We start from the raw sequence: 26,350 nt of genomic DNA, 5'->3' as shown, positions 1-26,350 counted from the left end.
CACATTTAACAACGTAGAATCATAAATTCTAATGTTGCTCATGAATATGACACCTCGTACCTATTCGTCTGGTTTCTCATTATAGAGACTCATTTCATGCTAGTTGTTTTATGAGAATAGGCGGATCGAACATTTACAAATATACGTGTAAGCGCGGCTCAACAGTGAAGTAGACAGTGAAATGACCCTTTTCCCTGTTTTGTGTTGGTTATGCATTGAAAGTAAGTGTTGTTATATCTAGTTTATCCTTAGCCTATGATTCGGTGCAGTTAATAGAAAAAGGCCCCTTACATGAGTAGGGGCCTTAATTTAATTGAAGATTTATAGATTCTTAACGCTCTACGCCTTTTTCATTAAATAGGCGCTTACACGCACGGCCATCGCTGTGGAATAGGTGGCAGCGATGAGCTGGGATGCCAATTTCTAAACGATCGCCAGAATCCACGTCCAACGTATCTGGTTGGCGGTAGATCACATCCGCATCGGCACTTTCTAGGTTGAGGTAGACTTGCGTTTCATTACCCAGCTTCTCGACGATCATCACTTCACCGTCGATCACCGCGTCGCCTTGTGCAGAGGAGACTAGGTGCTCAGGACGTACTCCTAGAGACATGCGATCACCTTTGTTGACGGTTGTTCCATCCACTGGGACCCAGAAAGTCACGCCATTTGATAGCTTAACTTGAACGCGCTCGCTCTCTACATCCACGATTTGCACACTCATAAAGTTCATTTTTGGCGAACCAATGAAGCCAGCAACAAAGCGATTTTCAGGGTAATGGTACAGCTCTAGGGGTTTACCAACTTGAGAGACAAAACCGCCATCGAGTACCACGATTTTGTCAGCCATGGTCATCGCTTCGACTTGGTCGTGCGTAACGTAAATCATGGTACAACCAAGTTGACGTTGCAGTTTGGTAATCTGGGCACGCATCTGAACGCGCAGGGCTGCGTCTAGGTTAGACAACGGCTCGTCGAGTAAGAACACTTTTGGTTGTGAAACAAGGGTACGACCAATCGCCACGCGTTGACGCTGACCACCCGAAAGGGCTTTTGGTAGACGCTCGAGTAGGTGACCAAGCTGCAGGATTTCAGCGGCTTGCTCTACGCGTTTGTCGATCTCTTTTTTGTCTGCTTTCGCTAACTTAAGGCCAAATGACATGTTGTCATAGAGATTTAGGTGCGGATAAAGTGCATAAGACTGGAAAACCATGCCTACGCCACGTTTCGATGGCTCTACATCATTCATACGCTCTTCACCGATGTAAAGATCGCCAGAGGTGATGTCTTCTAACCCTGCAATACAACGAAGCAATGTCGATTTACCACAACCCGATGGACCGACAAATACTACGAATTCGCCTTCGTTGATCTCAAGATCAACGTTTTTAGAAATCAATACGTCGCCATACGCTTTACAAACATTTTTTAACGTGACACTCGCCATTTAGCTCGTCCTCGATCAATTTTTTTATAATTCACTGCCCATCATTATATGAATTATGGAGCCGGACAGTAACAGTAGGAATCGGTAAGTTAAGCAACAGTAAGAAAACAGGGCGGCACTTTAAAAATGGAGTTCCTAAAATTAAAGTGCCACCCACCATAGCCAAATACGAGTTTTCTCCCCCACATTCATCAAGATGTCTCCCCCGTGAATAACAAACTACCACTAACATCTTAACTAATGACATTCCACTCGTATGGCAATGAAAACCAGCAAAAACAGTGACCAAGTTGGTCTGCTGGGAAAGGGTTCTTACCATCCACTCTTGGATGGGTGCAGTTTCTTCGATATAGCACTCGCCTACATCCTCCTACGCTAATTAATTGTAGGGGGAGTAGAAAAGGAGGAGGGGGTTCTACGCCTCTTCCCCCAGAGTGGGCAAATATCACAATAATCGCGTCAGTAAATGTGAATTCGATCGCATCGAGTGCCGTTTTTGTGATTTTGCTCTCTTACCTCTAACGATGTAGATCACGAAAATACGCCATAATATCTGGGGCGTAGAGGATAGGAGGATGAGACAGAGCAGGTTTTTTCAGATGATATACGTCGAAATACGGCTCATCCTCTGTGGAGTAGCCCTACATCAAAATATAAAAAGGATACGAACATGAAAAATGCTCTAAGCGCTGTCGCACTAGGTACTCTTGTTGCACTGGGTTCTTTCGGTGCACACGCTGCCATTGAAGAAGGACAACTGACTATCTGGATCAACGGTGACAAAGGTTACAATGGTCTAGCAGAAGTAGGCAAAAAGTTTGAAGCAGACACAGGTATTAAAGTGACGGTGGCTCACCCAGATGCGCTGCAAGATAAATTCCCACAAACGGCAGCAACGGGTGACGGTCCTGATATCGTATTCTGGGCGCACGACCGTTTTGGTGGTTACGCAGAAGCGGGTCTGTTGGCTGAAATCAAACCTTCTAAACAAATTCAAGAAGGCATTGTGGATTTTGCATGGGACGCAGTGAAGTACGATGGCAAGATCATCGGCTACCCAATCGCGGTTGAGTCTCTATCTCTTATCTACAACAAAGATATCGTTCCAAACCCACCGAAGAGCTGGGAAGAAGTGGAAGCGTTAAACGCGAAACTGAAGAAAGAAGGCAAATCTGCCATCATGTGGAATCTAAAAGAACCGTACTTCACGTGGCCACTAATGGCGGCTGATGGTGGTTACGCGTTCAAATACACTTCTGAAGGTTACGACGTTAAAGACGCAGGCATCGCGAAAGATGGCGTGAAAGACGCAATGAACTTCGTTAAATCGCTGGTTGAGAAAGGCATCATCTCTCCAGACATGGACTACTCAGTATCTGAATCTGCATTTAACCAAGGCAAGACGGCGATGACCATCAACGGTCCTTGGGCGTGGGGCAACATTGAGAAGTCTGGTATCAACTACGGCGTGACTACACTGCCTAAGTTCAATGGTCAATCTTCTAAACCTTTCGTTGGCGTTCTTACTGCGGGCATCTCAACGGCATCACCAAACAAAGACCTTGCGGTAGAGTTCATTGAGAACTACCTACTGACAAATGATGGCCTACGTATGGTGAACAACGATAAGCCGCTAGGCGCTGTTGCACTGAACTCGTTCCAACGTGAGCTTGATGCAGATGCTCGTATTGCGGCGACGATGGACAACGCAATGAACGGTGAAATCATGCCAAATATCCCACAAATGAATGCATTCTGGGGTGCGGCGAAAAACGCGATCGTTAACGTAGTGGATGGTCGTCAAACTGTGGATGCTGCTCTGGCTGACGCAGAAAAACAAATGACAAAATAATGTAACTTTTTAAGGAGGGGGTAACTCCTCCTTACTTTTCTTTCTTTTCTATATATCGCTAGCAGGTTCCCTATGCAGTCAGTTCAAGGTACAGATGCTATGACAGCTCCAGCAGCCAGCCTGCCGGGCAGCAAAAAAGTGTTTATTAAATGGGCGCTTCTTGGCACGGTCGGTCTTATTAATGGTTATGCAACGATTCTAATGTATTCTCGCGGTGAGGTTGCTTTTGCAATGCTTACTGTGATTCTTACTGCGTTGGCGTTGTATGTGTTTGGTAGTAAAAAAACTTACGCTCATCGCTACATTTATCCGGGTATTGCCGGGATGATTTTGTTCATCCTCTTCCCTTTGGCATACACCGTTGGTCTTGCGTTTACCAACTACAGCGCTAAAAACCAGCTTTCTCTCGATCGTGCGCAAAGCGTGCTTTTGGACCGTACTTTCCAAAGTGGTGAAAGCTATCCGTTTACTCTGTATAAAACCGATTCTGGTCACCGTATTGTCATTAAAGATGGCGATGTCTTACTGTCGACACCTGAGTTTGTTCTTGGCAGCGCCATCAGCGATCTAGACCTTTCACCGGTGGATACGGTGAGCGGCACGGCAGAACCAATTAAGACCATTGTCAGCAACCGTACCGCACTGAGCAGCATCGATTTGCACTTTGCTAATGGTGATGACATCCGCATGAGCGGCTTACGCAAGTTTGCTGGCGTAGTGCCTCTGTACGCCATGCAAGCGGATGGTGAAACGCTGAAGAATAATCAGACTGGTGAATTGCTCAAGCCCAATATGGATGTGGGTTTTTACCAAGCGATAGATGAAGCAGGCAACTTTGTTGGTAACACCGTTTCTCCTGGTTTTGTGGTGCAAATTGGTACCGATAACTTTGAACGTGTTTGGAAAGATGACGGCATCAAAGAGCCATTCATCAGTATCTTTATCTGGACGGTGGTTTTCTCAATTCTCACCGTTGTGCTTACGCTCATCATTGGTTTGGTGCTGGCGAGTGTCGTGCAATGGGAAGAGCTAAAAGGCCGCGCTATTTATCGTGTATTGCTGATTCTACCTTATGCGGTTCCTGCGTTTATCTCAATTTTGATCTTTAAAGGTCTGTTTAACCAAAGCTTTGGTGAGATCAACATGGTGCTAAATGCGCTGTTTGGCATCAGTCCAAGCTGGTTCTCTGATCCCATCATGGCAAAAAGCATGGTACTGATTGTGAACACTTGGCTTGGTTTCCCTTACATGATGATCCTTTGTATGGGCTTGTTGAAAGCGATTCCAGAGGACTTATACGAAGCCTCGGCGATTGATGGCGCCAATTTTGTGCAAAACTTCACTCGCGTGACGTTGCCACTGATGATTAAGCCGTTGACTCCACTGCTCATTGCGAGCTTTGCATTTAACTTCAACAACTTCGTCATGATCCAGTTGTTGACGCAAGGTGGTCCAAACATGATTGGTACTTCAGAGCCTGCGGGTTACACCGACCTGTTGGTGAGCTACACCTACCGCATTGCGTTTGAAGGTGGCGGCGGCCAAGACTTCGGTTTGGCAAGTGCTATCGCAACACTGATTTTCCTACTGGTTGGCGCGCTGGCTCTACTTAACCTGCGTTTCACTAAGCTGTCTCAGAACTAAGGGTAAGGAGCATACAACATGGCAATGGTACAAGGTAAATCACTTAAATACCGCGTATGGGCAACCCATATTGCATTATGGGCCTTCTTATCGATGATCATCTTCCCTTTGTTGATGATCGTAGCAATCTCGTTCCGCGAGGGTAACTTTGCAACAGGCAGTTTAATTCCAGACAACCCGTCATTGGAGCACTGGAAGCTGGCTCTTGGTTTCTCAGTCACTAATGCAGATGGCTCTGTTACTCCACCGCCATTCCCAGTTCTCACTTGGTTATGGAACTCGGTAAAAGTAGCAGGTATTACATCGATTCTGATTGTTGCGCTTTCAACGACATCGGCTTACGCATTTGCGCGTCTACGCTTTAAAGGTAAGGAGACTATCCTAAAAGCGATGATGATTTTCCAAATGTTCCCAGCAGTATTGGCGCTAGTGGCACTTTATGCTTTGTTTGACAAACTTGGTCAGTATATTCCGTTCCTTGGTTTGAATACGCACGGTGGTTTGATCTTCTCTTACCTTGGTGGTATCGCACTGCATGTTTGGACGATTAAGGGCTACTTTGAGACCATCGATAATTCGTTAGAAGAAGCAGCTGCGTTGGATGGTGCTACACCATGGCAGGCATTCCGCTTAGTACTTCTACCTTTGTCTGTGCCGATTCTTGCGGTGGTGTTTATTCTGTCGTTTATTGGTGTGGTAGGTGAAGTTCCTGTGGCATCTTTGCTACTTTCTGATGTAAACTCTTATACATTAGCGGTTGGTATGCAGCAGTATCTCTACCCTCAAAACTATCTATGGGGTGACTTTGCAGCAGCGGCGGTGCTTTCAGCATTGCCAATTACCATCGTATTCTTACTTGCACAACGCTGGTTAGTAGGTGGTTTGACTGCCGGTGGTGTTAAAGGTTGATCTCTTCTCGCGATTAACTTAAGGATAAGAATAAGAGCGACCGTATCAGGTCGCTCGTTTTATTACTTTTTATTACCCATTTGGTTTGGCCGCCGATCTAGTAATAGAAAGTATCATGGCGTTACGCATAGCTGGCTGTTAGCTTTGTTCCTTACGATTATCACTAACAGTGTTTGTAACCAATTGCCTGAGTTTGTCCTCAGGCTTTTTTGTATCTGATGTTTTTGTCTTGATAGTATGTACAAAGGACAGAAGCAGAGTAACCATTTCAACTTTAGTCGCATAGTTGAGATGGGGCCTGATGCGTATCAGTTCACAAAAATAATTGTCGATGATGAAGTGGCTTGTAGCGAGGTCTGTACTGGATCAAAACTCTTTGCTCGAAGGTGCGCAGCCAAGGTATTGCAAGAGGGTATAGAGGCTTTCTTGTTGCAGAGCGACTCGACGGAAAAGATCGGCGAACGTCACATCGCCACCAAAACAGGCCTGGATATAGTGATTGATTTCGTCACTGGCGTATCCTTCCACATACATGGTGCGCACCCACTGATATTCAACCGACTTGAGATTGGCCAGTGTGCTTTCACTTAATGTGGTTTCCCTTAGTTTCAATGTGTTGTCTCTTGCTCATTTCAGTTGAGCGATTAAAACAAACCAAAATGACGCTTTTATGACGTTTTGATGTTGGAATGATGTCGAAACAGACGAGCGTGAGCCCTTAGCTTAGGTCACACGCTCGATGGTGGGGTGGCTACTTGAGGTATTTGACGTGCGCTTCCATCTCTTCACCGATTTCTTTGCGCATGTTCATCAAGCGAATCGCAGATTGCTCGAGCGCTTTATCTTCGTCGGTTTCAGGAATCCATTTTTGAATGGGGGTAGGTTGGCCATTTTCATCAACAGCGACCATGATAACAATGCAATGGGTGGTGAGTCGGTTTTTGAGATCTTTGGGATCGCTGGCCTGCACATCAATGGCAATGTGCATCGAGGTTGTCCCTGTGTAAATCACCTTGGCGCTGACTTCAACCAAGTTACCCACATGTATCGGTGCAACGAAACGAATGCCACCCGCGTAGGCAGTAATACAGTACTTGCCACTCCAAGCTGCAGAGCAGGCGTAGGCGGCTAAGTCGATCCACTTCATTACGGCGCCGCCGTGGACCTTTCCACCAAAATTCACATCCCCAGGTTCTGCGAGAAAGCGCAGAGTAATACTGCGTTGACCACGACTCATATGCCAATCCTTAACATGTCATTATTGTGCTTATTTGATAACAAAAATGTTACTTATTAGCAATGAGTTTAGCGTATAGACGCTAAGGTGTGCTTGTTACGCATGACAACGAATTATGAAATGGTCGCGGAGGTGACTTCCGACTGAACCATGGCCGCTTTCTTACGAGGTTTCAGTTGCGAAAGAATCACACCGAAGATCACCAATAACCCACCAACAAAGTGGTAAAGGTGTACCTGCTCTCCCAGCATACTTGTCGCTAAAGCCACTGCGACGACCGGAAGCAAATTCATGAACATTGCGCTGGATTCTGCGCCAATGCTGTCGATGGCTTTGACCCACATCCAAGGTGCGAGAATGGAGGCCGCGACGCCCGCATAAAAGATCAAAGGCAGAGCTTCTGCGCTAGGTAGCAACTGCTCGCTGGTCAGCCACAATGGTGTGAGCATGGCAACAGCAAACAGACCTTGCATGTAAATCAGTGTCCAATTGGAAAATGGCATTTTCCAGCGTTTCAATAACACGCAGTAGGCGGCATAGACAATCGCGGCAAGCACCATCAGTCCATCCCCTTGCGTGACGGGTTGTTCAATAAAGAAGGCCACATCACCTTGGCCAAGCATGTAGGCCAAACCAAACAGTGAAATTGCACCACCGATAAGGCTAAGAGCAGACACTCGTTTGCCCAAAAGAGGCACACTGAGAAAGACACTGATCAAAGGGACCAATGAGGTGATCAACGACATGTTAGACGCGCTGGTGGTTAAGCCCGCGTAGTAACCTAAAGATTGGTTTAACACCATGCCTAACGTTGCCAAAAACGCGAGTTTACTGAGGTACGGTTTTATCTGCTGCCATTGGCGAATCACATGAGGTAGGCAAAATGGGGTAAGAATCGCCATGGCCACAAACCAACGATAAAAGCTCATCGCACTCGGCTCAATAGCCGATGCTGCCAACTTATTAACAATGGAGTTGCCGCCCCAAATAAGAACAGTAAAAAGTGGAAGCAGATAAACCATGAGAACTTACTCGCAGAATGACAGTTGTCAGATAGTTTGTCAGGTCGTTATAATTACAAGTATCTCTTAAAAGACATTGCGCGTGATAGGAAGACAAGTTTGAAAAAGTCCCCTCGACATCTTCATCCCTCGTTATCAATCGATACTCCACCATCTGATGTGTTTATGAATTTCGAAGAGTTTCTCTCGAATACCGAAACACGTGAACACAGCCACACTTGGGGTCAGGTTCAATTGATCAGTGGTGGAATCTTAGAAATGGAAGCGCAAGGAACCCGCTTTTTAGCGCCGCCTCACCTGGCGATTTGGGTACCGCCCGGTATTATGCACCGCAGTTTCAATCGACGACCATTGGAGTATTGTTCACTCAATATTGCCAAACAGCTGACGGATAAATTTCCCGCGAAAACTTGTCTAATTCAGGTCACCCCGATTGTGTCGGCCATTATTGATGATTTTCGCCTGCGCGATATTAACGTGGCGACCGAAGAGTCGGATAAACGATTGGTGCAAGTTCTGCTTGATCAACTGGCAACCAAAGAAACCCAACATCATTTTCTACCATCATCCGATCACAAATACTTAGCCCCTATTTTGGCTCATGTAGAAGAGAATCCGACGGACACGACGAGCTTGTCAGAATGGGCAGAAAAAGTGCATACCACTGAGCGAACATTAGCCAGACACTGTCAGAGTGAACTTGGAATGAGCTTTACCGAGTGGCGTTTACGCGTGCGTTATCTTTATTCGATGGAGTTATTGCGCAAGGGGCAGACGGTGAAGGAAGTGGCATTGACGCTCGGTTATAACCAAGCCAGCCCTTTTATCAGTATGTTTAAAAAATACTCCGGGCAAACCCCGGAGCAATATAAAAACCGCCTGTTATAACTGAGTGATCACGTAGTCTAGACCGCCTACGATCGCAGCAACTTGTGCATCATCACACTCTTGTGCGGTCACTTTAGGGCTGTCTGGGTACACTTCTGTCGTGGTGCCAAATTGACAACCAGCCACGCCACCACATAAACCCAGCTTCACCATTGGGTAGTGAATGACGCCGTGTTGAATGACAGGAGAACCGATGATTTCACCGTTCTCATCGGCAGGGGCAATATGCGTGACACGCGATACCGATTTAATCACCGCAGCTTGGAATTCTGGCTGAGGATTCTCAGTGTCCGCGACGGTGTAAAAGCCGTCTGGGATCATCCCTTCGATATAGTCGATGCCATCGCGAGCGGCGAGTGCTGGACGGAATTCGCTCTCATCGGTGTCAGTGGTTTCGTGCAGATCAAAATGAACCAAAATCGGGCCTAGAGTGGCCACTAACCGCATCAGGCTGGCGGACTCTTCGGCGGGACTCTTTGCGTAAAATGAACGATTAGGGTCAACCGCATTTGGGTTCCAGCGATTGATGGTTTCGTAACCCCAAGGGCTGATGCAAGGTGTGCAAACCAAGTTGAAGTAAGGCTCGTATCGGGTGGCTTCGGTCGCCATAAATTTGAGAGCACCATGCACACCACTGGTTTCGTAACCGTGCACGCCACCGGTGATCAATACGGTTGGTTTACTCTCATCCCAAGCTTTGGTTTTTAAGCAGTAAAGCGGATAGCGGGCGGGATCGTAGGAGAGGGCGCCGTACTGTTCAAGCTCAAACTCTACGGCCAAAGCAAGAATCTTAGGGACAACTTCAAGCTGATATTCACGCTTTATGTGGGTTTGCTGTCGCCAAGCGAGGCGTTCCTCATCTCCCCATTTTTGTCCGGCGATACCGATTGGATACGTTGAATGCGTCTTCATAGAATTCCCTATTGGTGGCTGCGCAAATGATGTCGCAAGGTTAGATCGAGTTACCTTGAGATACAACCGTAATGCTAGGCTTACTCAATTTTTTGCACAATATTCACTTGGCGACACCGAAGAGCGCTGTTACATTTTGAAATGATTCGAGTTTATCTATGAGAAATCAATTATGGCTGGAGCAAGTCTATTAACGCTTTTGGATGATATTGCAACGGTGTTAGATGATGTTGCGGTGATGTCGAAAGTCGCGGCAAAAAAAACCGCTGGTGTACTAGGGGATGACCTTGCGCTCAATGCCCAACAAGTGTCGGGTGTGGCGGCAGAAAGAGAAATTCCGGTTGTCTGGTCGGTTGCGAAAGGTTCGTTCAAAAATAAATGCATTTTGGTTCCGGCAGCGCTGCTTATCAGTGCCTTTATTCCTTGGCTCATCATGCCTTTATTGCTGTTGGGTGGTTTGTTCTTGTGCTTTGAAGGGGCGGAGAAGGTACTGGAAAAGCTGTTCCACTCTTCTCACCAAACCGAAAGTAGCAGTGCAGAGCGAGTAATAGAGGACATTGAGCAATACGAAAAACAAAAGATTGCAGGTGCCATTCGTACTGATTTCATTTTGTCAGCAGAAATCATCGTCATTGCGTTAGGCACCGTGCAGGGGCAGAGCACCATGACACAAGTGTTGGTGGTGAGTTTGATTGCGTTGGCCATGACCATTGGTGTGTATGGTTTGGTGGCTGGCATTGTTAAATTGGATGACCTGGGTTTCTATCTCGAGAGAAAATCGCAAGGCAAAGGAGCACTCAATAGCATGGGCCAGGCTCTGATCCGATTTGCGCCAAAACTGATGAAAGTACTAACGGTCGTCGGCACTGCGGCGATGTTTTTGGTGGGTGGCGGCATTGTTGTGCACAACGTCCCTGCGGTTCATCATTGGATTGAACCGATCATCATGAATTTATCGGACCTCTCAATTGTCAGCGCCATCATTCCTACCTTACTAAATGGGTTAGTCGGGTTGCTCGCTGGGTTACTGGTTGTTGCTGTGTGGAGTGTTATCGGTAAGTTTCGTACTCAGTCTCATCACTGAGCGTTAGATATCAGAGACATCACAAACTCGGTTGCGGCCTTTGCGTTTTGCTAGGTATAAGGCTGCATCAGCGCGTTTTAAAAGTTCATCCCATTCGTCATTGTCCAGTAACTGCGCTACTCCAAAACTCGCCGTCCAAGGCTCTTGTTGCTTTGGGGTAAAACGTTGTTCGGCCACCTTTTGTCTAAGCTTTTCCGCGACGATGTGCGCACTTTCTATTGTGGTATCCGGCAAGACAACGAGAAATTCTTCTCCCCCAATACGAAAAGAGATGTCCTGTTTGCGAATTTGGGTGGTCAATAGGTGACCAATGCCAGCCAGCGTGACATCGCCTATCTGATGACCGTAGCGGTCGTTAATTTTTTTGAAATGGTCCAGATCTAAGATGATCACCGAAAACGGTGTCCTCAACCGCTGTGCGCGTGAAAGTTCCCGAGGAATCATCTCCTCTAAGGCTCTACGGTTATAAATATTGGTGAGTGTATCTCGCAAAGAGGTTTGATAAATATTGGCGATTAAGCGAGCGTTGATCATCCAAGGGAAGGTAAAGCCGAGCGTAAGGATAAGCAAAATCATGGCAAGGAAAGAGTACTGATGTACGCTACTTGCAAACATAAAGTCGGTAATTTGCGTGCTCATGTAGGTGATATAAACCCGAGCTAACATCCACAGTGCAAGGATCATAAATGCCGCAATGAGTAAGGCGATGGCTAAAGGGTGATCATCGTTTTTTCCTTCTTTTACAACATATGCAGCGCAGAAACTGCAAAAAGCAATATAGAGGCTGACTGCGATGATTCTCGCGTTGGTTGAGTTTTCAAAGTCGGTAAAGTAAATCAAGCAGAAAACCAACACTGGATAGAAGAATAGCGTTAGTTTTTCGGGCAACGACGGAGAGCAACGGAATCTCAGTAAGCTTGAGACAAACAGAGTAAAGCCTAAGCAAATGAAACTGTTGGCGAAAACTTTAGAAAACCACAGGCTAGTGCTGTTGCCAAAACTAAGAGTAAAGAAACCCACTGCAATAACGAAAACTGCGATAGCGAGAATTCGTAACCCTTTGATGTTATTTTGAATTGACTGCAACATCAAAATGCCGATCCCATAAGCAGAGCAGATCAGCACAGTGACGATAGATAAGGTTTTGATATCAAGATCTAAATCCATAGCACGCTGTTGATGTTGTCATTCTTGTTAGTGTCTTTGTATTAGCTTAGATGACGAAATCACAAAACCATAAAAAAGCCGCTGAAATCAGCGGCATTTTTTATGAGGAGGGTAATACATGGAATGATTAAACTATTTCACTTTCCACTCAACGTGTTCATTGGCGCGAATTGGCACCACAATATCACCACCAAATGGCATTGAAGCAGGAACAGGCCATGCGTCTTTTACCAACGTAATTGTGTCTTGGTTGCGAGGCAAACCGTAAAAATCTGGACCGTTATGGCTGGCAAACGCTTCGAGATTTTCCAACTTGCCCGCTTGCTCAAACACCTCTGCATACAGTTCCACAGCGGCGTGAGCCGTGTAAGACCCCGCACAACCACAAGCGGATTCTTTCGCGCCTTTGGCATGTGGTGCAGAGTCCGTGCCCAAGAAGAATTTCTTGTTGCCGCTCGTCGCTGCTGAGATCAACGCAAGCTGGTGGGTGTTGCGCTTAAGAATTGGCAAACAGTAGAAGTGGGGTTTGATGCCGCCCACTAACATATGATTGCGGTTGTACAGCAGGTGATGAGCGGTAATGGTTGCGGCAACGTTTTCATTGGCATTTTTCACAAACACAACCGCATCTGAGGTGGTGATGTGTTCGAGGACAATTTTCAAATCAGGGAAGTCTTGAACAATCGGCGCCAACACATTGTCTAAAAAGGTTTTTTCGCGATCAAAGATGTCCACATCGTGTGTGGTCACTTCGCCGTGTACCAGTAGCAACATGCCTACTTCTTGCATGGCTTGAAGGACTGGATAAATTTTCTTTACATCCGTCACGCCAGAATCGGAGTTAGTTGTCGCGCCTGCTGGGTACAGTTTTGCTGCGACTACTGCACCGCTGGCCTTGGCTTTGCGCACTTCATCCGCTGTGGTGTTGTCAGTCAAATACAGTGACATAAGCGGAGAAAATTGTTTTGTTTGGTTATGTGCTTGAATGCGATCGCGATAGGCAAGCGCCATTTCAGTCGTGGTGACGGGTGGGACAGTGTTTGGCATGATGAGTGCGCGGCCATTGTAACGGCTGATATCGCGAACGGTATCTGCCAAAACTTCGCCATCGCGCAAGTGTACGTGCCAATCATCAGGACGAGTAATAGTAAGTGTTGTCATTGTTGCTCCCACCATAGAAAAAGAATCCAAAAGGAGCCTAAACAATAGAAAGCAAACGCTTCCGTTTAGGCGACAGGATGATATAGGAAAGCGTGATCTATTTCACCCGATTTCTCTCTTGATGTAAAAAATGTGCTGAATTTTCATACTCTAACCTTCTGAGCAAAGATAACGCATTTCATCAGTTGGTGGTTTTCTCTCTCGCTTCAATTGTCTATCATGGCATCTTATAAATCATAATTCACAAGGAAGTTTCGATGCCGTCAGCCACATTACAACAGATTAATGTGTATCCAGTGAAATCCGTTGGAGGAATCGCTTTAACGTCCGCTTGGGTAGAAAAACAAGGGCTTGCTTTCGATCGCCGATTTATGGTCGCGACGGCGTTAGGTGAAATGGTCACTGCACGTAAATATCCTCAAATGGTGACGATACGCTCCGCTTTGGTTGCTGATGGGATTGTTTTCACTTACCCAGACAAACCCGCCCTGATGCTGAAGTATCAAGACTTCAAGCGACAAGAAACACCGGCGCAAGTGTGGAAAGACAATTTCACCGCTTACACCACCACTGATGAAGCGGACGACTGGTTTAGCGATATTCTGGGGATCCGTGTTGAGCTGTTGTTTTCTGGGGAGCAATCGAATCGAGTCCGTGAGAAGATCGGACACAATGTCAGTTTTGCGGATGGTTACCCACTGTTGGTCATAAGCGATGCGTCACTAAAAGAACTCAATCGACGCAGCCCGGAAACGCATTCGATGGATCAGTTTCGCACCAACTTAGTGGTGAGCAACTGCGACGCGTTTGCCGAAGATGGATGGAAAAAAATTCGCATTGGTGAGGTGATATTTGAAGCGGTGAAGCCCTGTGAGCGCTGCATTCTCACCACGGTCGATGTCGAGAAAGGTCAGTTTCGCGCCAATAAAGAACCACTGAACACCTTATTGACGTTTCGCGCCAATGAACAAGGTGGCGTCTTTTTTGGACAAAATTTAGTCGCGCTGAACGAAGGGATGATCCAAGTGGGAGACCGGGTAGAGGTGTTGGAAGTGAAAGAGAAAGAAGTCTATCCGGACAGTGCTTGTCACGATATTCGCCTTACCTGCGTCGAAAAAGAGACCATTGCACGGGATTTCGTGACGTTTTGGCTCGAACCAGAGCACGGGCAACTACCCGCGTATTTGCCAGGGCAGCATTTGCCACTAGAAATCACCGTTGATGGTGACACCATTTCACGTCGTTATACCTTATCGTCGAGCCCTTCTCGGCCAGGAAGATACGCCATTTCCGTCAAACGCATCGATGGTGGACGAGTGTCAAATTGGCTGGTTGATCATCTTGAGGTAGGCGATGAGCTGCTTGCACAATCCCCACAAGGCCAGTTCCATATTCAAGAGGACAAACATCAACCTTTGTTGCTGCTCTCGGCAGGTAGTGGCGTAACCCCCATGTTGTCGATGCTACGCTATCTTGCGGATCATGATCTTGTCGAGGATGTGGTGTTCTATCACCAATGTCGCTCCGTTGAAGATATCCCATGTAAAGAGGAGCTTGATGCGCTGAAATCACGCTACCCTGGGCTCACGGTTAAAATTTCGCTCACTCAAGCACCGATCGATTGGTTTGGTCTCAAAGGGCGCTTGAGTTTATCGCATCTTAAACAGATCAAGGCGGTGGAATCTCGTCAGGTTTTTGTGTGCGGCCCCGATGGCTTTATGCAAAAGGCGAAGAATCTATTGCTGAAAAAAGGGCTGCCTGAAAGCCATTATCATCAAGAAGCGTTTGGTGTCTCGACGTCGCCTAACAGTGAGCGCAAAACGGTTGAGCTGGAATTTAATGGTGAGACGTTTACGGCTGATAATCAGCAAACCTTACTGGAACACGTTGAAAATCATGGTTTGACGATCGCGCATAGCTGTCGAGCAGGCTTTTGTGGTGCGTGTAAGGTGAACGTCATCAGTGGGCAAGTTCATCAGCCTGAGGTTCCTGCGCTTACTGAGCAAGAAAAACGCGAGGGCAAAGCGCTGGCATGTTGTTGCGTGCCTTTAACGGATGTTCGTTTTCAGTCGTTGTAGCGACGCTTAGATTAAGTAAGCCAGAAACAATGACCTCGCTTAAAGCGAGGTCATTGTTTTATCTCGATTTCTAAGCTCACTTCGCATGGTGCTTGGTGAATCGTAAACTCGGTTAATCGTAGATGGTAGGAATAGGTTGGCGTTTGTGTTGTGTGGCTTTGTAAATACTCACTAGACGCGCACTGACGGCTTCAGAGACGGGTTTGCCTTCTAAGAAATCATCAATCTGTTCGTAGGTCAGATTCAGCGCATCTTCATCGGCTTTTTGTGGTGCCAGCTCTTCTAGGTCAGCCGTCGGTACCTTTTTAACCAAAAGTTCCGGTGCACCAAGCGTTTCTGCGACAAGACGAACCTGACGTTTACTCAAACCAAACAGTGGGGCTAAGTCACAAGCACCGTCACCGAACTTGGTGTAAAAACCCGTTATGTTTTCTGCAGAATGGTCGGTACCGAGTACCAGGCCACCCACATAACCAGCAATTTCATACTGAGCCACCATGCGAGCGCGTGCTTTGACGTTACCTTTAACGAAGTCGATTTTGGCTGCATCTTGTGGGATAAGACCTGTTCCCCCTAACGCAATATGAGAAGCCGCGTGTAAGCCATCGACACCGGCTTTAATGTTGACGGAAACAGAATGCGTTGGTTGGATAAACGATAGGGCAAGTTGCGCTTCTTCTTCGTCTTTTTGCTCGCCATAGGGTAAACGAACAGCGACAAACTGATAGTCATTGCTGTTCGATTCTTGGTTGAGTTGATCCACAGCAACCTGAGCGAGACGGCCACACGTGGTTGAATCGACGCCACCACTGATACCAAGAACAAGCGATTTACAGCCTGATTCAAGCAGCTTCTTTTTGATGAAAGCGACGCGGCGTTCAATTTCAAATTGAGGGTCGATGGTTGGAAGCACACGCATTTCATCGCGGATGAGTTGTTCCATTTCGGGTTCCTTTTCCTGCAAGCTAAATCCAGCTTAAATGACGCCAAAGGCACAAATATCAAGGCTGGTATTACAAATTTACTGTGACTGGTAGTATCATACCCGATTCGTTTTAATAGAAAACTCTCTGACTCGAGTAAATACCATTTATGTTGAAAATCGCCGTATTTGGCAGCGCTTTTAATCCTCCTAGTCTCGGTCACCGTAGTGTTATCGAATCACTTTCCCATTTTGACCTAGTGCTTTTAGAGCCTGCGATTGCCCATGCTTGGGGCAAAGAAATGCTCGATTATCCAATGCGGTGCATGTTGTTGGATGCCTTTATTCAAGATTTATCGTTGTCGAATGTACGGCGCTCAAGTTTTGAGCAAGAGTTGTACCAACCCGGAGAAAGTGTCACAACGTTCGCACTACTCAATCGGATTCAAGAAATTTATCCGGAAGCCGATATCACCTTTGTGATTGGTCCAGATAATTTTTTTAAATTCGCTCATTTCTACCGTGCGGAAGACATTTTACAAACTTGGTCGGTAATGGCCTGTCCAGAAAAAGTGTTCATCCGAAGCACAGATATTCGGACAGCTATTGATCTGGATGGGGATATATCCCATTTAACCACACCTAGCGTGAGAAAATTATTGATCGATAAACAGTTCTATAAGACAATTCCTTAGTTCTAAGAGGTCTGACTAGTATGCTTAAGAAAACACTCCTATGTTGCTTCGTATCAATGCTGTTTGCCGGGCAAGCGGCTGCGTCGTGTGCGTTGCTGGAAGAGCGTTCAATTATGCTGCCAGACAACGAATTTGAAGTGTGTACTACCTTAGAAGAGAAATTAAGCTTTTTGCGAGATAACGCAATAGCTTGGTGGAATAAAGAAAAAGTAGAATCGCGTCAGGATTATTGGGATGAATGGGCTATGAAGCCTAAAGACAACCCAGTACTATCACAAAATCTCTCCGATAAACATTTTGGCCTTGGTTTTTGGTTACCCGATGAGTTAGAAAATCAAGTTGCAAAAATGACCACAGAAGAGTGGCTCAAGAGCCATGGTGTGATGTTTAGCTTAGGCTTTGGCGATAAAAAGGCGGGGGAGCCGAGAATGCGTTTTGACTATCGTTGGCATGATGCCCAAGAAGCGGATCTCATGATGCAGATAGAAGTCCCATTTTAGACACTTGATTTCATACAAAGACGCCAGCTCAATGCTGGCGTCTTTGTTTTCAACTGGGCATTAGAGAATTTGCCCTAGCAGCATTTGGCAAATGAGGTCGCATTGTCCTTCATTTCCATCAAAGAGATCCTCGACGATCTGTGCTTTCTTTCCTCCCGACAAAGCTCGTTTTTGTGCTTCTCTGGCTAATAATGCGAGATGCAGTTCCTTATCAAGAGCTTCTGAATTGGGCGTCCAACCACTTAGTTTGTCGCTGAGTGGGGTGTGTTCAAACACAGGCTTTAACTGCAGTGCTTCACGTTTCAATACCGCGAGTATCTCCAACTGTGCGTCACTGCGCGCTGGATGTTTAGGGAGTTCATCGAAAAGTGCAAGAGCCAAGGGGGACAACGTAATATATCCAGCGCTTTGTGGGAATCTTTCACCGACACGGAGCGAAATAGAGCAGCCATCAAGAGTTGAGCCTGGCAGTAGGGTAAGTGAACACAGGCTGTTTTGAGGAATCCAGAATGATTGACCCGTTTCTAGGCCAAATTCGTGTTTGCCCATTTTGATTAATGCTAAACCAGAGCGGACAAGCAACCACTTGTGTTTTAAGGAGCGTTTTCTCGCCATTGCAGTTAAATGGCTAAAAGTCTCGCGTTTAAACTCAATCGCGTAGTTCATGTAGGGTACCTCAAATCTTGGGGCGCTAAGGTTACCGCCTAGCGTCGCAAAAGCCAACTATTGCGAGAAGGATATGGGCTATCTTGCGTAGAAAGGGAAAGAATTGAGGCACAATTTGTCATATTTGTGAGTTCACTGGTATGACCTTGTTAAAACAAAGGCTAAGTTAGCTGCGAGTATCGCGAACAATGCGTAGAATGTGCCAGTTTTTTTCAACATGACAAAAATAATGACAGACAACATTGATCCTTATAAAGAGATTCGCCCTTACAACGATGACGAGATTCCTGCTGCACTGGAACGTTTGGTGCACGATGATGAATTTATCAGTGCAATATTACAACATCGTTATCCCAACAGTGCTTCGTGGTTCAGGGGGCTTGTCGCACCATTCCTTAAATTCTATCTCAGAAGAAAATGGCGCAGCCTAGATTCGGTAGAAGCGATCCAGCAGGTGGTAAAGAAGTATCTTGAACAGACACTTAAAACAACAACAGATGGGGTAACTTATACCGGTTTAGAGAAGCTAGATAAACAGAGCGCCTATTTGTTTATCTGTAATCACCGTGATATCGCAATGGACCCAGCGCTCGTGAACTATGGCTTGTTCACTCATGGTCACAAGACAGTGCGTATCGCGATTGGTGACAATCTGCTAAAAAAACCTTGTGCAACAGAGCTAATGAAGCTCAACAAGAGCTTTATAGTCAAACGTTCAGTCAAAGCGCCACGAGAAATGATGAAAGTGCTTGGACAACTTTCTTCCTATATCAAGCATTCGCTTGAAACAGGGAACTCGATTTGGATTGCGCAAAAAGAAGGACGAGCAAAGGATGGTAATGATTTTACTGACCCAGCGATTTTGAAAATGTTCCATGTCGAAGGGCGCAAGCAAAAAGTGAGCTTCGCAGACTACATGAAGTCGCTCAAAATCGTGCCTGTTTCCATTTCGTATGAAAATGATCCTTGTGATATTGCCAAAGCGAAAGAGCTGTTTGAAAAAGCGAGCAATGGTAGCTATAAAAAAGGCGAATTTGAGGATATTGAAAGCATTATTCAAGGCATTGTTGGCTACAAAGGTCGTGTGCAGGTTGCGTTTGGTGATCTAATCGACAGTGATTTTGAGACACCAGAAGCGTTAGCGGAAGAGATTGACCGACAAATCCATGCTAACTACCATCTTTACCCGATCAATAAGCTAGCAGCTGGTCATGATGATGACTCGATAGCCCCAGCGGTGCGTGCGTCTTTAAAATCGAAGCTTGAGCAGCTTCCGGAAGGAGCACAGCATCACCTGGTTGCAAGCTATGCCAACCCGTGTAATAACAAGTAGCATCAACCCGCTGTAAACAACCAATGCCAGCGCCATCGCTGGCATTGTTTTTTCCTGCCCATCATGTGTTTGAAGTTTACTATTCACAATAGAAATCGCCGCTTACTTTTGGCGACTAAAAGGAGTAGCGAACACCCGCACTGACGGAGGTTGCATGCTCATCATTCGGTAGCATCTGGTAAGTGACAGCAGCATCTAGCGTTAAGCGTTGGTCAAATGGGGAGGCTAAGCTCACCCCTGCACTGGCATAAGGTTTAAAGCTGTCATCGGTAGTGGTTTGCTCAGTCGATGTGATTGCATTCCACTTGGTAAGCTCTGACTGGATATAACTTGCCCCGGCCTTACCGTAAACACTCAGCGGGCCTAGGTGTTGATCGACTCTTAAACCCAAACCATAAGCATCATAAGTTTGTACAAAATCTTTTGAGTTTGCCGCCACACTGCCGTTGACCGTCTCCACCTTTTTGTAACTCACATCAGCAGAAAGGAAATCGGTAATGCGATGGTTGTAACCCACTTGGAAAAAATAAGCGAGCTCTTGTTGATTGCCATTGTTCACCATTGTCGCGCCGACGTTAGTGTACATGGTACCCACTTCCCCTTTTGCATAGACCGCAGAAGGAAGCGCAGTCAAAAATGTCAGCGTAATTACAGAGAGTTTTTTCATAGTCGACACTGCCTTTGTTGTTCAATTGCCGAGCGGCAAACGTGTTCCTTGTTTATTCCTTAATACCTTACTAAGCAAAAAACAGTCCGCTTTTCATAGTAAAAGTTTAGGAGGGTTAACAAAAAAGTGAGAAGGTTGATAGGCAGCGACCACCTCGTTTAGGTCACATCTTGAGAAAAAAACGGACATGGGTGAACAAATAGCCAAAGCATTGCGCAAGCGTTTGCGAACGGTTTCTTAACTAACGGTATGAATTAAAAGATAAAAAAGAAATTAAGAGAGAAATCAAGGGGAGTGGGTATGGAATCTCTGCGATGGTAGCACAAAAAAATTTAAAAAATCAGACTTGTCGAAAAAAAATCGCGACCTATAATGCTGAAAACCGGAGCGTCTGCCAACGCTCCGGTTTTTTTGTGTCCGAAGAACAGTAACCTCGTCTGCCAACTTGGTTACTACGCACTCTGCGATGACACATACAAGTTATGAATCAAGGAATTACACAATGCGTATCGAACAAGAACTTAAGTTAGGTTTTAAAGATGTCCTGTTTCGCCCGAAACGTTCTACCCTGAAAAGCCGTTCTCAAGTAAATTTAACCCGCGAGTTTACATTCAAACATAGTGGTCGTCAATGGTCTGGCGTGCCTGTCATCGCCGCCAATATGGACTCTGTGGGCAGCTTCGAAATGGCGAAGGCACTTTCTCAGCATGGTGTAATGACCGCCATCCACAAACACTACACCGTTCAAGATTGGACCGATTTCGTCAAAGACGCTGACAGCGAAACCTTGAACAAAGTGATGGTTTCAACCGGCACATCGGAAGCTGACTTCCAAAAAACCAAAGATGTCATGGCGCTTTCCGATGAGCTGATTTTCATCTGTATCGATATCGCCAACGGCTATTCAGAGCACCTAGTACAATATGTTCAGCAAGTTCGCGCTGCGTTCCCAGACAAAGTGATCTCAGCAGGTAACGTCGTTACTGGCGATATGGTGGAAGAGTTGATCCTTGCTGGCGCAGACATCGTTAAAGTGGGTATCGGCCCAGGTTCAGTATGTACTACTCGCGTGAAAACAGGCGTTGGTTATCCTCAGCTTTCTGCCATCATTGAGTGTGCAGACGCCGCGCACGGTCTTGGTGGCCGTATTATCGGTGACGGTGGTTGTGCGTGTGCTGGCGATGTAGCGAAAGCCTTCGGCGGCGGTGCAGATTTCGTGATGCTAGGCGGCATGCTCGCTGGCCACGAAGAATCAGGCGGTGAAATCGTGCTAAAAGACGGCGAAAGCTACATGAAATTCTATGGCATGTCATCAAAGAGCGCGATGGACAAGCATTCCGGTGGGGTTGCAGGCTACCGCGCTGCGGAAGGAAAAACCGTACTATTGCCTTACCGTGGCAGTGTTCACGGCACCATTCAAGATATCCTTGGTGGCGTGCGCTCAACCTGTACTTACGTAGGCGCAGCGGAGCTTCGTGAGCTAACCAAACGCACCACGTTCATCCGCGTTCTCGAGCAAGAAAACAACGTGTTTGGTAAAGAGAAGTAAGCCGACACTTCGAAAATTACAAACTATCTAGAGCCGCTTTTTGCGGCTCTTTTTTGTCAGAAAATTGAGAGATGAGGTTTTTTAACATGTAACCTCCTCTTTATTCGTAATTTTTTCCTCTGTGATGTGAAGTGCTTCGACACTATTAGTTGCGATTACGTCATTTCATTGTGGTGCATGCGTGTTTCAGTACATTCTTTGGCTAAGTTAATGATCCGAGGAATTAATCATGAAACATTTTTGGGGATTATCAGTGCTAATTGCAGCACTTTCTGGTTGTGGCGGCGGTGGTGGTGGAGGCAGTGATGGTTCCAACTTAGCCGGAGATACGGGCGGAAAAATCACGGTGGAACAGACAAGCTTTTCCATAACCACTGATGGGTCGAATTCACACTATTGGCTCGACATACCCCTCAATGTCACGCTGCCCGGTTCCACGCAAGTTATTTATTTATACGTACGCAGTGACAAAGCTGAATCAACAAATGTTAGTGATGTTTACCTCGATCTCATAGGGTCAACACCACATGCTGGGATCGTTTTTAACAACGCGGCAAGTGAATTTTCTGAACGGCTTACTTTGTACTTTTGCTATGACCAAAGTTGTTCCAAGCAAGTCGTCGGCTCGCCAACAGATGTCCAGGTCAAGTTTGACATAACGACACCTTCTATCAGCAAATCAGTAAATACATCGGTTGAAGTGACAGCGCGAAGAGACGCGCCAACCGACACTGAATATGTCATCGAAATCCCAGTGACGGGTGTTAGCCAAAACTCATCCAACCTTGTTTCGTTTACTAGTCAAGATGGTTGGTCGAAGAACTATTGCACATACAATGACGCGAGAGATAAGGCGATATGCAATGTAAAAGAAGACAGTTTTAGTTCAAGGACCGATGCTGAATTGAATGCAGGGCATCGATATACGATGGAGCTCTGTGGAACAAAGGGTTGCGTGGACAATGTAGCAATAGACGTAAGCTATGTTGCGACCACAATACCGACGGCGACATACAGCGATGCTAAGGCTGTCAGCTACATATCGAGTTGGCCAAATCAGGTTAAATACAGCAGCTACTATAATGCGATCGTGGTGTTGAGTAACCTTTATGGCAGCCCTGAAATCAATATCGTGCCAGTTGATGGCAGCCCGACGATCACGATTCCTATTAACAACGAAGCAGACAATGAGACGAGTGATGTCTTTATTGATGAAGCAACCGGTGAAATCATTTTTGTGATTGGTTATGGCGGAAATGTGTACAAGGATTACTTCGTAAAAACGATGCAACCTAACCTTGTGGATCCGAGAGCGTCAGTGATTACATCAGTGCCTGTTGCCATTGATGCTATTTTGGGAAGTCATATTGCCTTGGCTGGTGATACCTTGTTTATTCAAGATCACCGTCTCGTCTATGAAGTGGATATCACTTCAGGTAGCATATTGCGTCAAGCCAATTTTGCTAACGCAAGCTATTTACCGCTGAGTATGGCCGCGAGTAATGGAAGCGTCTATGTACGGTATGACAACGGTACCCTGGGTGAAAATAATAGAGTACTCGTTGAACGCTTTACCAATAACGATCTGACATCGGATCCGGTTAAAACCTTAGCTTATAGTCCTGTAGAAATGGACGCCTGCAAACGTATGTTTAGCTATGACAACGTCTTATACACCAGCTGTGGGGAGCGAATTCCAACCACGATCGATACAGCTACGGACTTGGCTGCGCAGCAAACGGTTCCTAAGCCTGTGTGGTATACCGAGAGCAATAATGCTTATCGCGTATTGGTGGGCGTTGTTAAGTTAGACAACGGAAACTTTCTATACGCTGAAGAATCGAAAGAAAGTTGTTACAGTGATTGCCTCATTTATCTCACCGAAGCGACGCCGAATAACGAGGTGATTGCAGAGTACTTTGCGCCTACAGATCTCGAGCGTTTTAGTGGGCTAATGAAAGCAGACGATGGAAGTGTCTGGTTAGCGGGCCAAAAAGCTGGAGCCAGTGCATTTTTAGCTAAACTCGTTGCGCCTTAACACAGTGAAGGTTTTGTGATTGGCTTCTGCATATAGTTAGCTTCAATGCGGCGCGATTTAAAAATCGCGCCGCTTTTTACTGCTCTTTTATCGTCCAAAATTTGGTCAGTAAGTCGTGACACCCTATCACACGAGAGCTTGGTAAAACTTGTTTTCTAATCGCAGATTTCTTTAACTCGTAAACGGTTTTTGTTATCGCGGTTGGCGATAACTTGCGCGTGGTCGTCTATCGAGTCGAGTGTTTTTGCTAAGCGATCGTACATCACCACATTGACTGTCGCGGCGAGATTCATGCAGCCGTGAGTGGGAATGTAAACAACATGATGTGCTTTGTCGACCACCTCTTGCGGCAGTGAACCATCTTCCGGGCCAAACAGATAAATGGCTTTTTCAGGATGGGCGAAATGCGGCAGTGCAGTGGCGCCGACCACCAATTCGACACAAACAATCTCGACATCGCCGTCAAGGCTGGCGGTGAGGTCTTCCATCTCCAGTAAATCAATCCGCTCATGGCTATTTTGTGTATCGGTCTGAAACCTTGCTGCTCGGCTATAACGGGTACCGTTGTAGCGCACCTGAGTGGCGTTGTAGCAACCTGCCGCGCGCATCACTGCGCCGACATTGGTGGGGCTTTTGGGATTGTGCAGTCCAATTATGACTGTTGGCTCAGTTGTCATCGCTGTCTTTCTACTTCTGTATTGCTATCGTTGAGTTGGGTGCTCACAAAGGGCGGGATTATCGCTCTAACGGGGCAGGAGCGCTAGTGATGAATGCACTTCAGGGTAGATCTATGATGGTTCACTGAAGGTATCATGGAGGATTTGACTTACTTTCGTGGTAGCGCTGATTGGGGTGGAACTCTGGTACGAGTTGGTCTAGATAGGCCTGTTGCTGCAATATGACCTAACTGATTCTCCAAGTGTCAATCATGTAGATAAAATTAAAAGTTTCATCGGCTGCCGTGCGATACTCTGCGCTCAGCATAACGGGGTAAGCAGATACGAGGAAAAGATGAAGATTGATTTTACGACAGGTCCTTTAGGTGAGGGTAAGCAGCGTCAACTCAGTGCTGGGTTTGAGTCTCACAGTGAAACGCAATTGGCACCACCTTACCAAAAAGAACGTTTTAATTGGACGGTGGAGGATGAGCAGGGCAACCTCATCGCTGCGTTAACGGCAGACTTACTCTGGGATTGGCTCTACATTGATGAGCTTTGGGTTGATGAGGTATGCCGAGGCACGGGAATGGGCAAAAAGCTGATGGCTCAAGCAGAGGAGTACGCGAAACAACATTCGTTATCTGGTTTGTGGCTCTGGACACAAAGTTGGCAGGCTCCACAGTTTTATCAAAGCTTGGGGTTTGAAGAATTCACGCGCTTTGATGATTTCCCAGCAGGGCATAGCCGAATTGGTTTAAGGAAAAGGATCGCGAAGTGATGAGCGATTGCTTCTTGTAAGAACAAAAGGAAAGGTTAGCGCAGACAAGAATCAAATTGGTCGGTGAGTTTTTGGCGTAAAATGACTCTCAGATTGGCGCGAAATGACCTAATGTTTGATTGTAAGTCCCCTTATAGTTCTCCACAGTTTTGATACAGGAGAACTTTATGAAACGTTTTGCGAGCCATCTTTTTACAGCATCAGTCTTGGCGTTGTGTGTTTCAACGGCTTACGCCAATGATGATCATGAACCAAAAGTCGATCCTTCAGATCTGACAGCGGTGAGCACCTCTGGATACATCGGCATGAATAACCAAGGGGATGTAAAGTTGTCGGCTTCGCTGGGTTTTGGTCTTGATAACGGCCAGATGGCCATGGGAACGTTGGAAGGCACCATGGACCAAGAAGGAAAATACAAAGATAGCCGTCTACAGTATTTTCATGTATTTAACTTACCTTATCCTCACGTTCCACGAGTGGCAGCTTCTCTCGATCTTATTGATAATGCAAACTTTACCACTCTCGCAGCCGGTGCCGTTGTGATGTTTAACCCCGGTGTGAAAGATGTTGTGATGTTTGGCCGTGTCGGAGCTTTGGCGGGTCAGTATGACGAAAATTTCAGTAGAATGATGGGAGAAAACGATAGCGATATCATGGGGGGGATGGCAGCTGGGTACCTTTCTTGGAAGCCAGGTGCGGATGGTACCTATCTCATGTTCTCGCCAGAATACACCTACATGGACGGCAGCATAGAAACATCAACCTTGAAGACGTCGTTAACACTCGGTACCCCGCTTTCTGCAGATGGTAAACGCTGGGGGCAGTTTAAACTTGAGAACACTTATGGTCAGATGGAATCGAGTCAGAAAACGATCCACATCGATGACACGGTTGCGTGGGCCTTCTACAAAGTGTATTTCTAATCTTTCTGATTTTCCCCGAAGCAAGGATGCTTCCCATGTTGTTTTCTTCTTGTTAGCGATCCCTTTCACCCTCACTCCCACTTAATTTCTGATCTCTTAACTCCTGTGTTGTTTTTGCTATCGCACAGGTGAAGACACACTGATGACTTCCGCAATACCTTTTCAATGCCGTGGTCTACGACATTCTCTTTCTCTGCAGAGCTTTTAGCGATTTGAAGA

The 26,350-nt window shown here is 46.3% G+C and carries 24 protein-coding genes; 13 read left to right on the top strand and 11 right to left on the bottom strand.

Going from position 1 to position 26,350, the window contains the following annotated elements; all coding sequences use genetic code 11:
* Nucleotides 1–331: 331 nt before the first annotated feature.
* Nucleotides 332–1,447 (bottom strand): maltose/maltodextrin ABC transporter ATP-binding protein MalK, encoded by a 1,116-nt coding sequence (gene malK / locus LZU85_RS10970; protein ID WP_011082430.1) that lies wholly within the window; start codon nt 1,445–1,447, stop codon nt 332–334.
* 670 nt (nt 1,448–2,117) lie between these two features.
* Between malK and malE the strand changes: the two genes are divergently transcribed.
* The 3 genes from malE (at nt 2,118) to malG (ending at nt 5,852) form a co-directional block, all read left to right on the top strand.
* Nucleotides 2,118–3,299 (top strand): maltose/maltodextrin ABC transporter substrate-binding protein MalE, encoded by a 1,182-nt coding sequence (malE, locus tag LZU85_RS10965; protein WP_011082431.1) that lies wholly within the window; start codon nt 2,118–2,120, stop codon nt 3,297–3,299.
* 72 nt (nt 3,300–3,371) lie between these two features.
* The gene (gene malF, locus LZU85_RS10960; RefSeq protein WP_237287092.1) at nt 3,372–4,943 is read left to right on the top strand and encodes a maltose ABC transporter permease MalF; all 1,572 of its coding nucleotides are present in this window, start codon (nt 3,372–3,374) and stop codon (nt 4,941–4,943) included.
* An 18-nt stretch (nt 4,944–4,961) separates the two neighbouring features.
* Nucleotides 4,962–5,852, top strand: a complete 891-nt coding sequence (malG, locus tag LZU85_RS10955) for a maltose ABC transporter permease MalG (RefSeq protein WP_011082433.1) — start codon at nt 4,962–4,964, stop codon at nt 5,850–5,852.
* Nucleotides 5,853–6,218: 366 nt separating this feature from the next.
* Here the strand turns inward: malG and LZU85_RS10950 are convergent, their stop codons facing one another.
* The 3 genes from LZU85_RS10950 to LZU85_RS10940 form a co-directional block, all read right to left on the bottom strand.
* Nucleotides 6,219–6,464 (bottom strand): hypothetical protein, encoded by a 246-nt coding sequence (locus tag LZU85_RS10950; protein ID WP_011082434.1) that lies wholly within the window; start codon nt 6,462–6,464, stop codon nt 6,219–6,221.
* A gap of 139 nt (nt 6,465–6,603) precedes the next feature.
* Nucleotides 6,604–7,089 carry an acyl-CoA thioesterase gene (locus LZU85_RS10945; RefSeq protein ID WP_176298249.1) on the bottom strand — a complete coding sequence of 162 codons (486 nt, stop codon included), beginning with the start codon at nt 7,087–7,089 and terminating at the stop codon, nt 6,604–6,606.
* 113 nt (nt 7,090–7,202) lie between these two features.
* Nucleotides 7,203–8,111: a DMT family transporter gene (locus LZU85_RS10940; RefSeq protein ID WP_039450173.1), complete on the bottom strand. Its 909-nt coding sequence runs from the start codon at nt 8,109–8,111 to the stop codon at nt 7,203–7,205.
* 99 nt (nt 8,112–8,210) lie between these two features.
* Between LZU85_RS10940 and LZU85_RS10935 the strand changes: the two genes are divergently transcribed.
* Nucleotides 8,211–8,999 (top strand): AraC family transcriptional regulator, encoded by a 789-nt coding sequence (locus tag LZU85_RS10935; protein ID WP_026050763.1) that lies wholly within the window; start codon nt 8,211–8,213, stop codon nt 8,997–8,999.
* Here the strand turns inward: LZU85_RS10935 and LZU85_RS10930 are convergent.
* Nucleotides 8,994–9,911, bottom strand: a complete 918-nt coding sequence (locus LZU85_RS10930; protein WP_176298248.1) for a M14 family metallopeptidase — start codon at nt 9,909–9,911, stop codon at nt 8,994–8,996. The genes LZU85_RS10935 and LZU85_RS10930 overlap by 6 nt on opposite strands.
* Before the next feature lie 172 nt (nt 9,912–10,083).
* Here LZU85_RS10930 and LZU85_RS10925 point away from each other — a divergent pair, with 172 nt between their 5' ends.
* Nucleotides 10,084–10,995 (top strand): DUF808 domain-containing protein, encoded by a 912-nt coding sequence (locus tag LZU85_RS10925; RefSeq protein ID WP_176298247.1) that lies wholly within the window; start codon nt 10,084–10,086, stop codon nt 10,993–10,995.
* Between the two features lie 3 nt (nt 10,996–10,998).
* Here the strand turns inward: LZU85_RS10925 and LZU85_RS10920 are convergent, their stop codons facing one another.
* On the bottom strand, nt 10,999–12,162 hold the full coding sequence (locus LZU85_RS10920) for a GGDEF domain-containing protein (protein ID WP_176298246.1): 1,164 nt from the start codon (nt 12,160–12,162) through the stop codon (nt 10,999–11,001).
* A gap of 132 nt (nt 12,163–12,294) precedes the next feature.
* A complete protein-coding gene (gene pyrC / locus LZU85_RS10915) occupies nt 12,295–13,323 on the bottom strand; it encodes a dihydroorotase (protein WP_176298245.1) in 1,029 nt (342 codons plus the stop codon).
* A 257-nt stretch (nt 13,324–13,580) separates the two neighbouring features.
* On the opposite strand from pyrC, the gene LZU85_RS10910 reads away from it, so the two are divergent.
* Nucleotides 13,581–15,401, top strand: a complete 1,821-nt coding sequence (locus tag LZU85_RS10910; protein WP_237287091.1) for a hybrid-cluster NAD(P)-dependent oxidoreductase — start codon at nt 13,581–13,583, stop codon at nt 15,399–15,401.
* A gap of 112 nt (nt 15,402–15,513) precedes the next feature.
* Here the strand turns inward: LZU85_RS10910 and nadE are convergent, their stop codons facing one another.
* A complete protein-coding gene (nadE, locus tag LZU85_RS10905; protein ID WP_237287090.1) occupies nt 15,514–16,344 on the bottom strand; it encodes an ammonia-dependent NAD(+) synthetase in 831 nt (276 codons plus the stop codon).
* Nucleotides 16,345–16,493: 149 nt separating this feature from the next.
* Between nadE and LZU85_RS10900 the strand changes: the two genes are divergently transcribed.
* Both LZU85_RS10900 and LZU85_RS10895 read left to right on the top strand, forming a co-directional pair.
* Nucleotides 16,494–17,018, top strand: coding sequence for a nicotinate-nicotinamide nucleotide adenylyltransferase (locus LZU85_RS10900; protein ID WP_237287089.1), 525 nt, complete (start codon nt 16,494–16,496; stop codon nt 17,016–17,018).
* 20 nt (nt 17,019–17,038) lie between these two features.
* Complete coding sequence (locus LZU85_RS10895; protein WP_237287088.1) at nt 17,039–17,518, top strand: hypothetical protein; 480 nt, start codon at nt 17,039–17,041, stop codon at nt 17,516–17,518.
* Nucleotides 17,519–17,578: 60 nt separating this feature from the next.
* Here the strand turns inward: LZU85_RS10895 and LZU85_RS10890 are convergent, their stop codons facing one another.
* Nucleotides 17,579–18,184: an AraC family transcriptional regulator gene (locus LZU85_RS10890; protein ID WP_237287087.1), complete on the bottom strand. Its 606-nt coding sequence runs from the start codon at nt 18,182–18,184 to the stop codon at nt 17,579–17,581.
* A 229-nt stretch (nt 18,185–18,413) separates the two neighbouring features.
* On the opposite strand from LZU85_RS10890, the gene LZU85_RS10885 reads away from it, so the two are divergent.
* Nucleotides 18,414–19,517 (top strand): 1-acyl-sn-glycerol-3-phosphate acyltransferase, encoded by a 1,104-nt coding sequence (locus LZU85_RS10885; RefSeq protein ID WP_237287086.1) that lies wholly within the window; start codon nt 18,414–18,416, stop codon nt 19,515–19,517.
* Between the two features lie 115 nt (nt 19,518–19,632).
* Here the strand turns inward: LZU85_RS10885 and LZU85_RS10880 are convergent, their stop codons facing one another.
* Nucleotides 19,633–20,184, bottom strand: coding sequence for an outer membrane beta-barrel protein (locus LZU85_RS10880; RefSeq protein WP_176298238.1), 552 nt, complete (start codon nt 20,182–20,184; stop codon nt 19,633–19,635).
* Between the two features lie 502 nt (nt 20,185–20,686).
* On the opposite strand from LZU85_RS10880, the gene LZU85_RS10875 reads away from it, so the two are divergent.
* Together LZU85_RS10875 and LZU85_RS10870 are read left to right on the top strand one after the other, a co-directional pair.
* Nucleotides 20,687–21,733, top strand: coding sequence for a GMP reductase (locus LZU85_RS10875; protein ID WP_237287085.1), 1,047 nt, complete (start codon nt 20,687–20,689; stop codon nt 21,731–21,733).
* Nucleotides 21,734–21,962: 229 nt separating this feature from the next.
* Entirely contained in the window at nt 21,963–23,771 is a 1,809-nt protein-coding gene (locus tag LZU85_RS10870; RefSeq protein ID WP_237287084.1) for a hypothetical protein, read from the top strand.
* Nucleotides 23,772–23,926: 155 nt separating this feature from the next.
* Here LZU85_RS10870 and LZU85_RS10865 read toward each other — a convergent pair whose 3' ends face one another.
* Nucleotides 23,927–24,448: an RNA methyltransferase gene (locus LZU85_RS10865; RefSeq protein ID WP_237287083.1), complete on the bottom strand. Its 522-nt coding sequence runs from the start codon at nt 24,446–24,448 to the stop codon at nt 23,927–23,929.
* A gap of 334 nt (nt 24,449–24,782) precedes the next feature.
* Here LZU85_RS10865 and LZU85_RS10860 point away from each other — a divergent pair, with 334 nt between their 5' ends.
* On the top strand, nt 24,783–25,208 hold the full coding sequence (locus LZU85_RS10860) for a GNAT family N-acetyltransferase (RefSeq protein ID WP_237287082.1): 426 nt from the start codon (nt 24,783–24,785) through the stop codon (nt 25,206–25,208).
* 167 nt (nt 25,209–25,375) lie between these two features.
* Nucleotides 25,376–26,131 (top strand): hypothetical protein, encoded by a 756-nt coding sequence (locus LZU85_RS10855; protein ID WP_237287081.1) that lies wholly within the window; start codon nt 25,376–25,378, stop codon nt 26,129–26,131.
* Nucleotides 26,132–26,350: the final 219 nt, after the last annotated feature.

The sequence above is a fragment of the Vibrio floridensis genome, assembly GCF_021852965.1.
Taxonomy (GTDB): Bacteria; Pseudomonadota; Gammaproteobacteria; order Enterobacterales; family Vibrionaceae; genus Vibrio; species Vibrio floridensis.
This window is presented reverse-complemented; position numbering and strand designations above follow the sequence as displayed.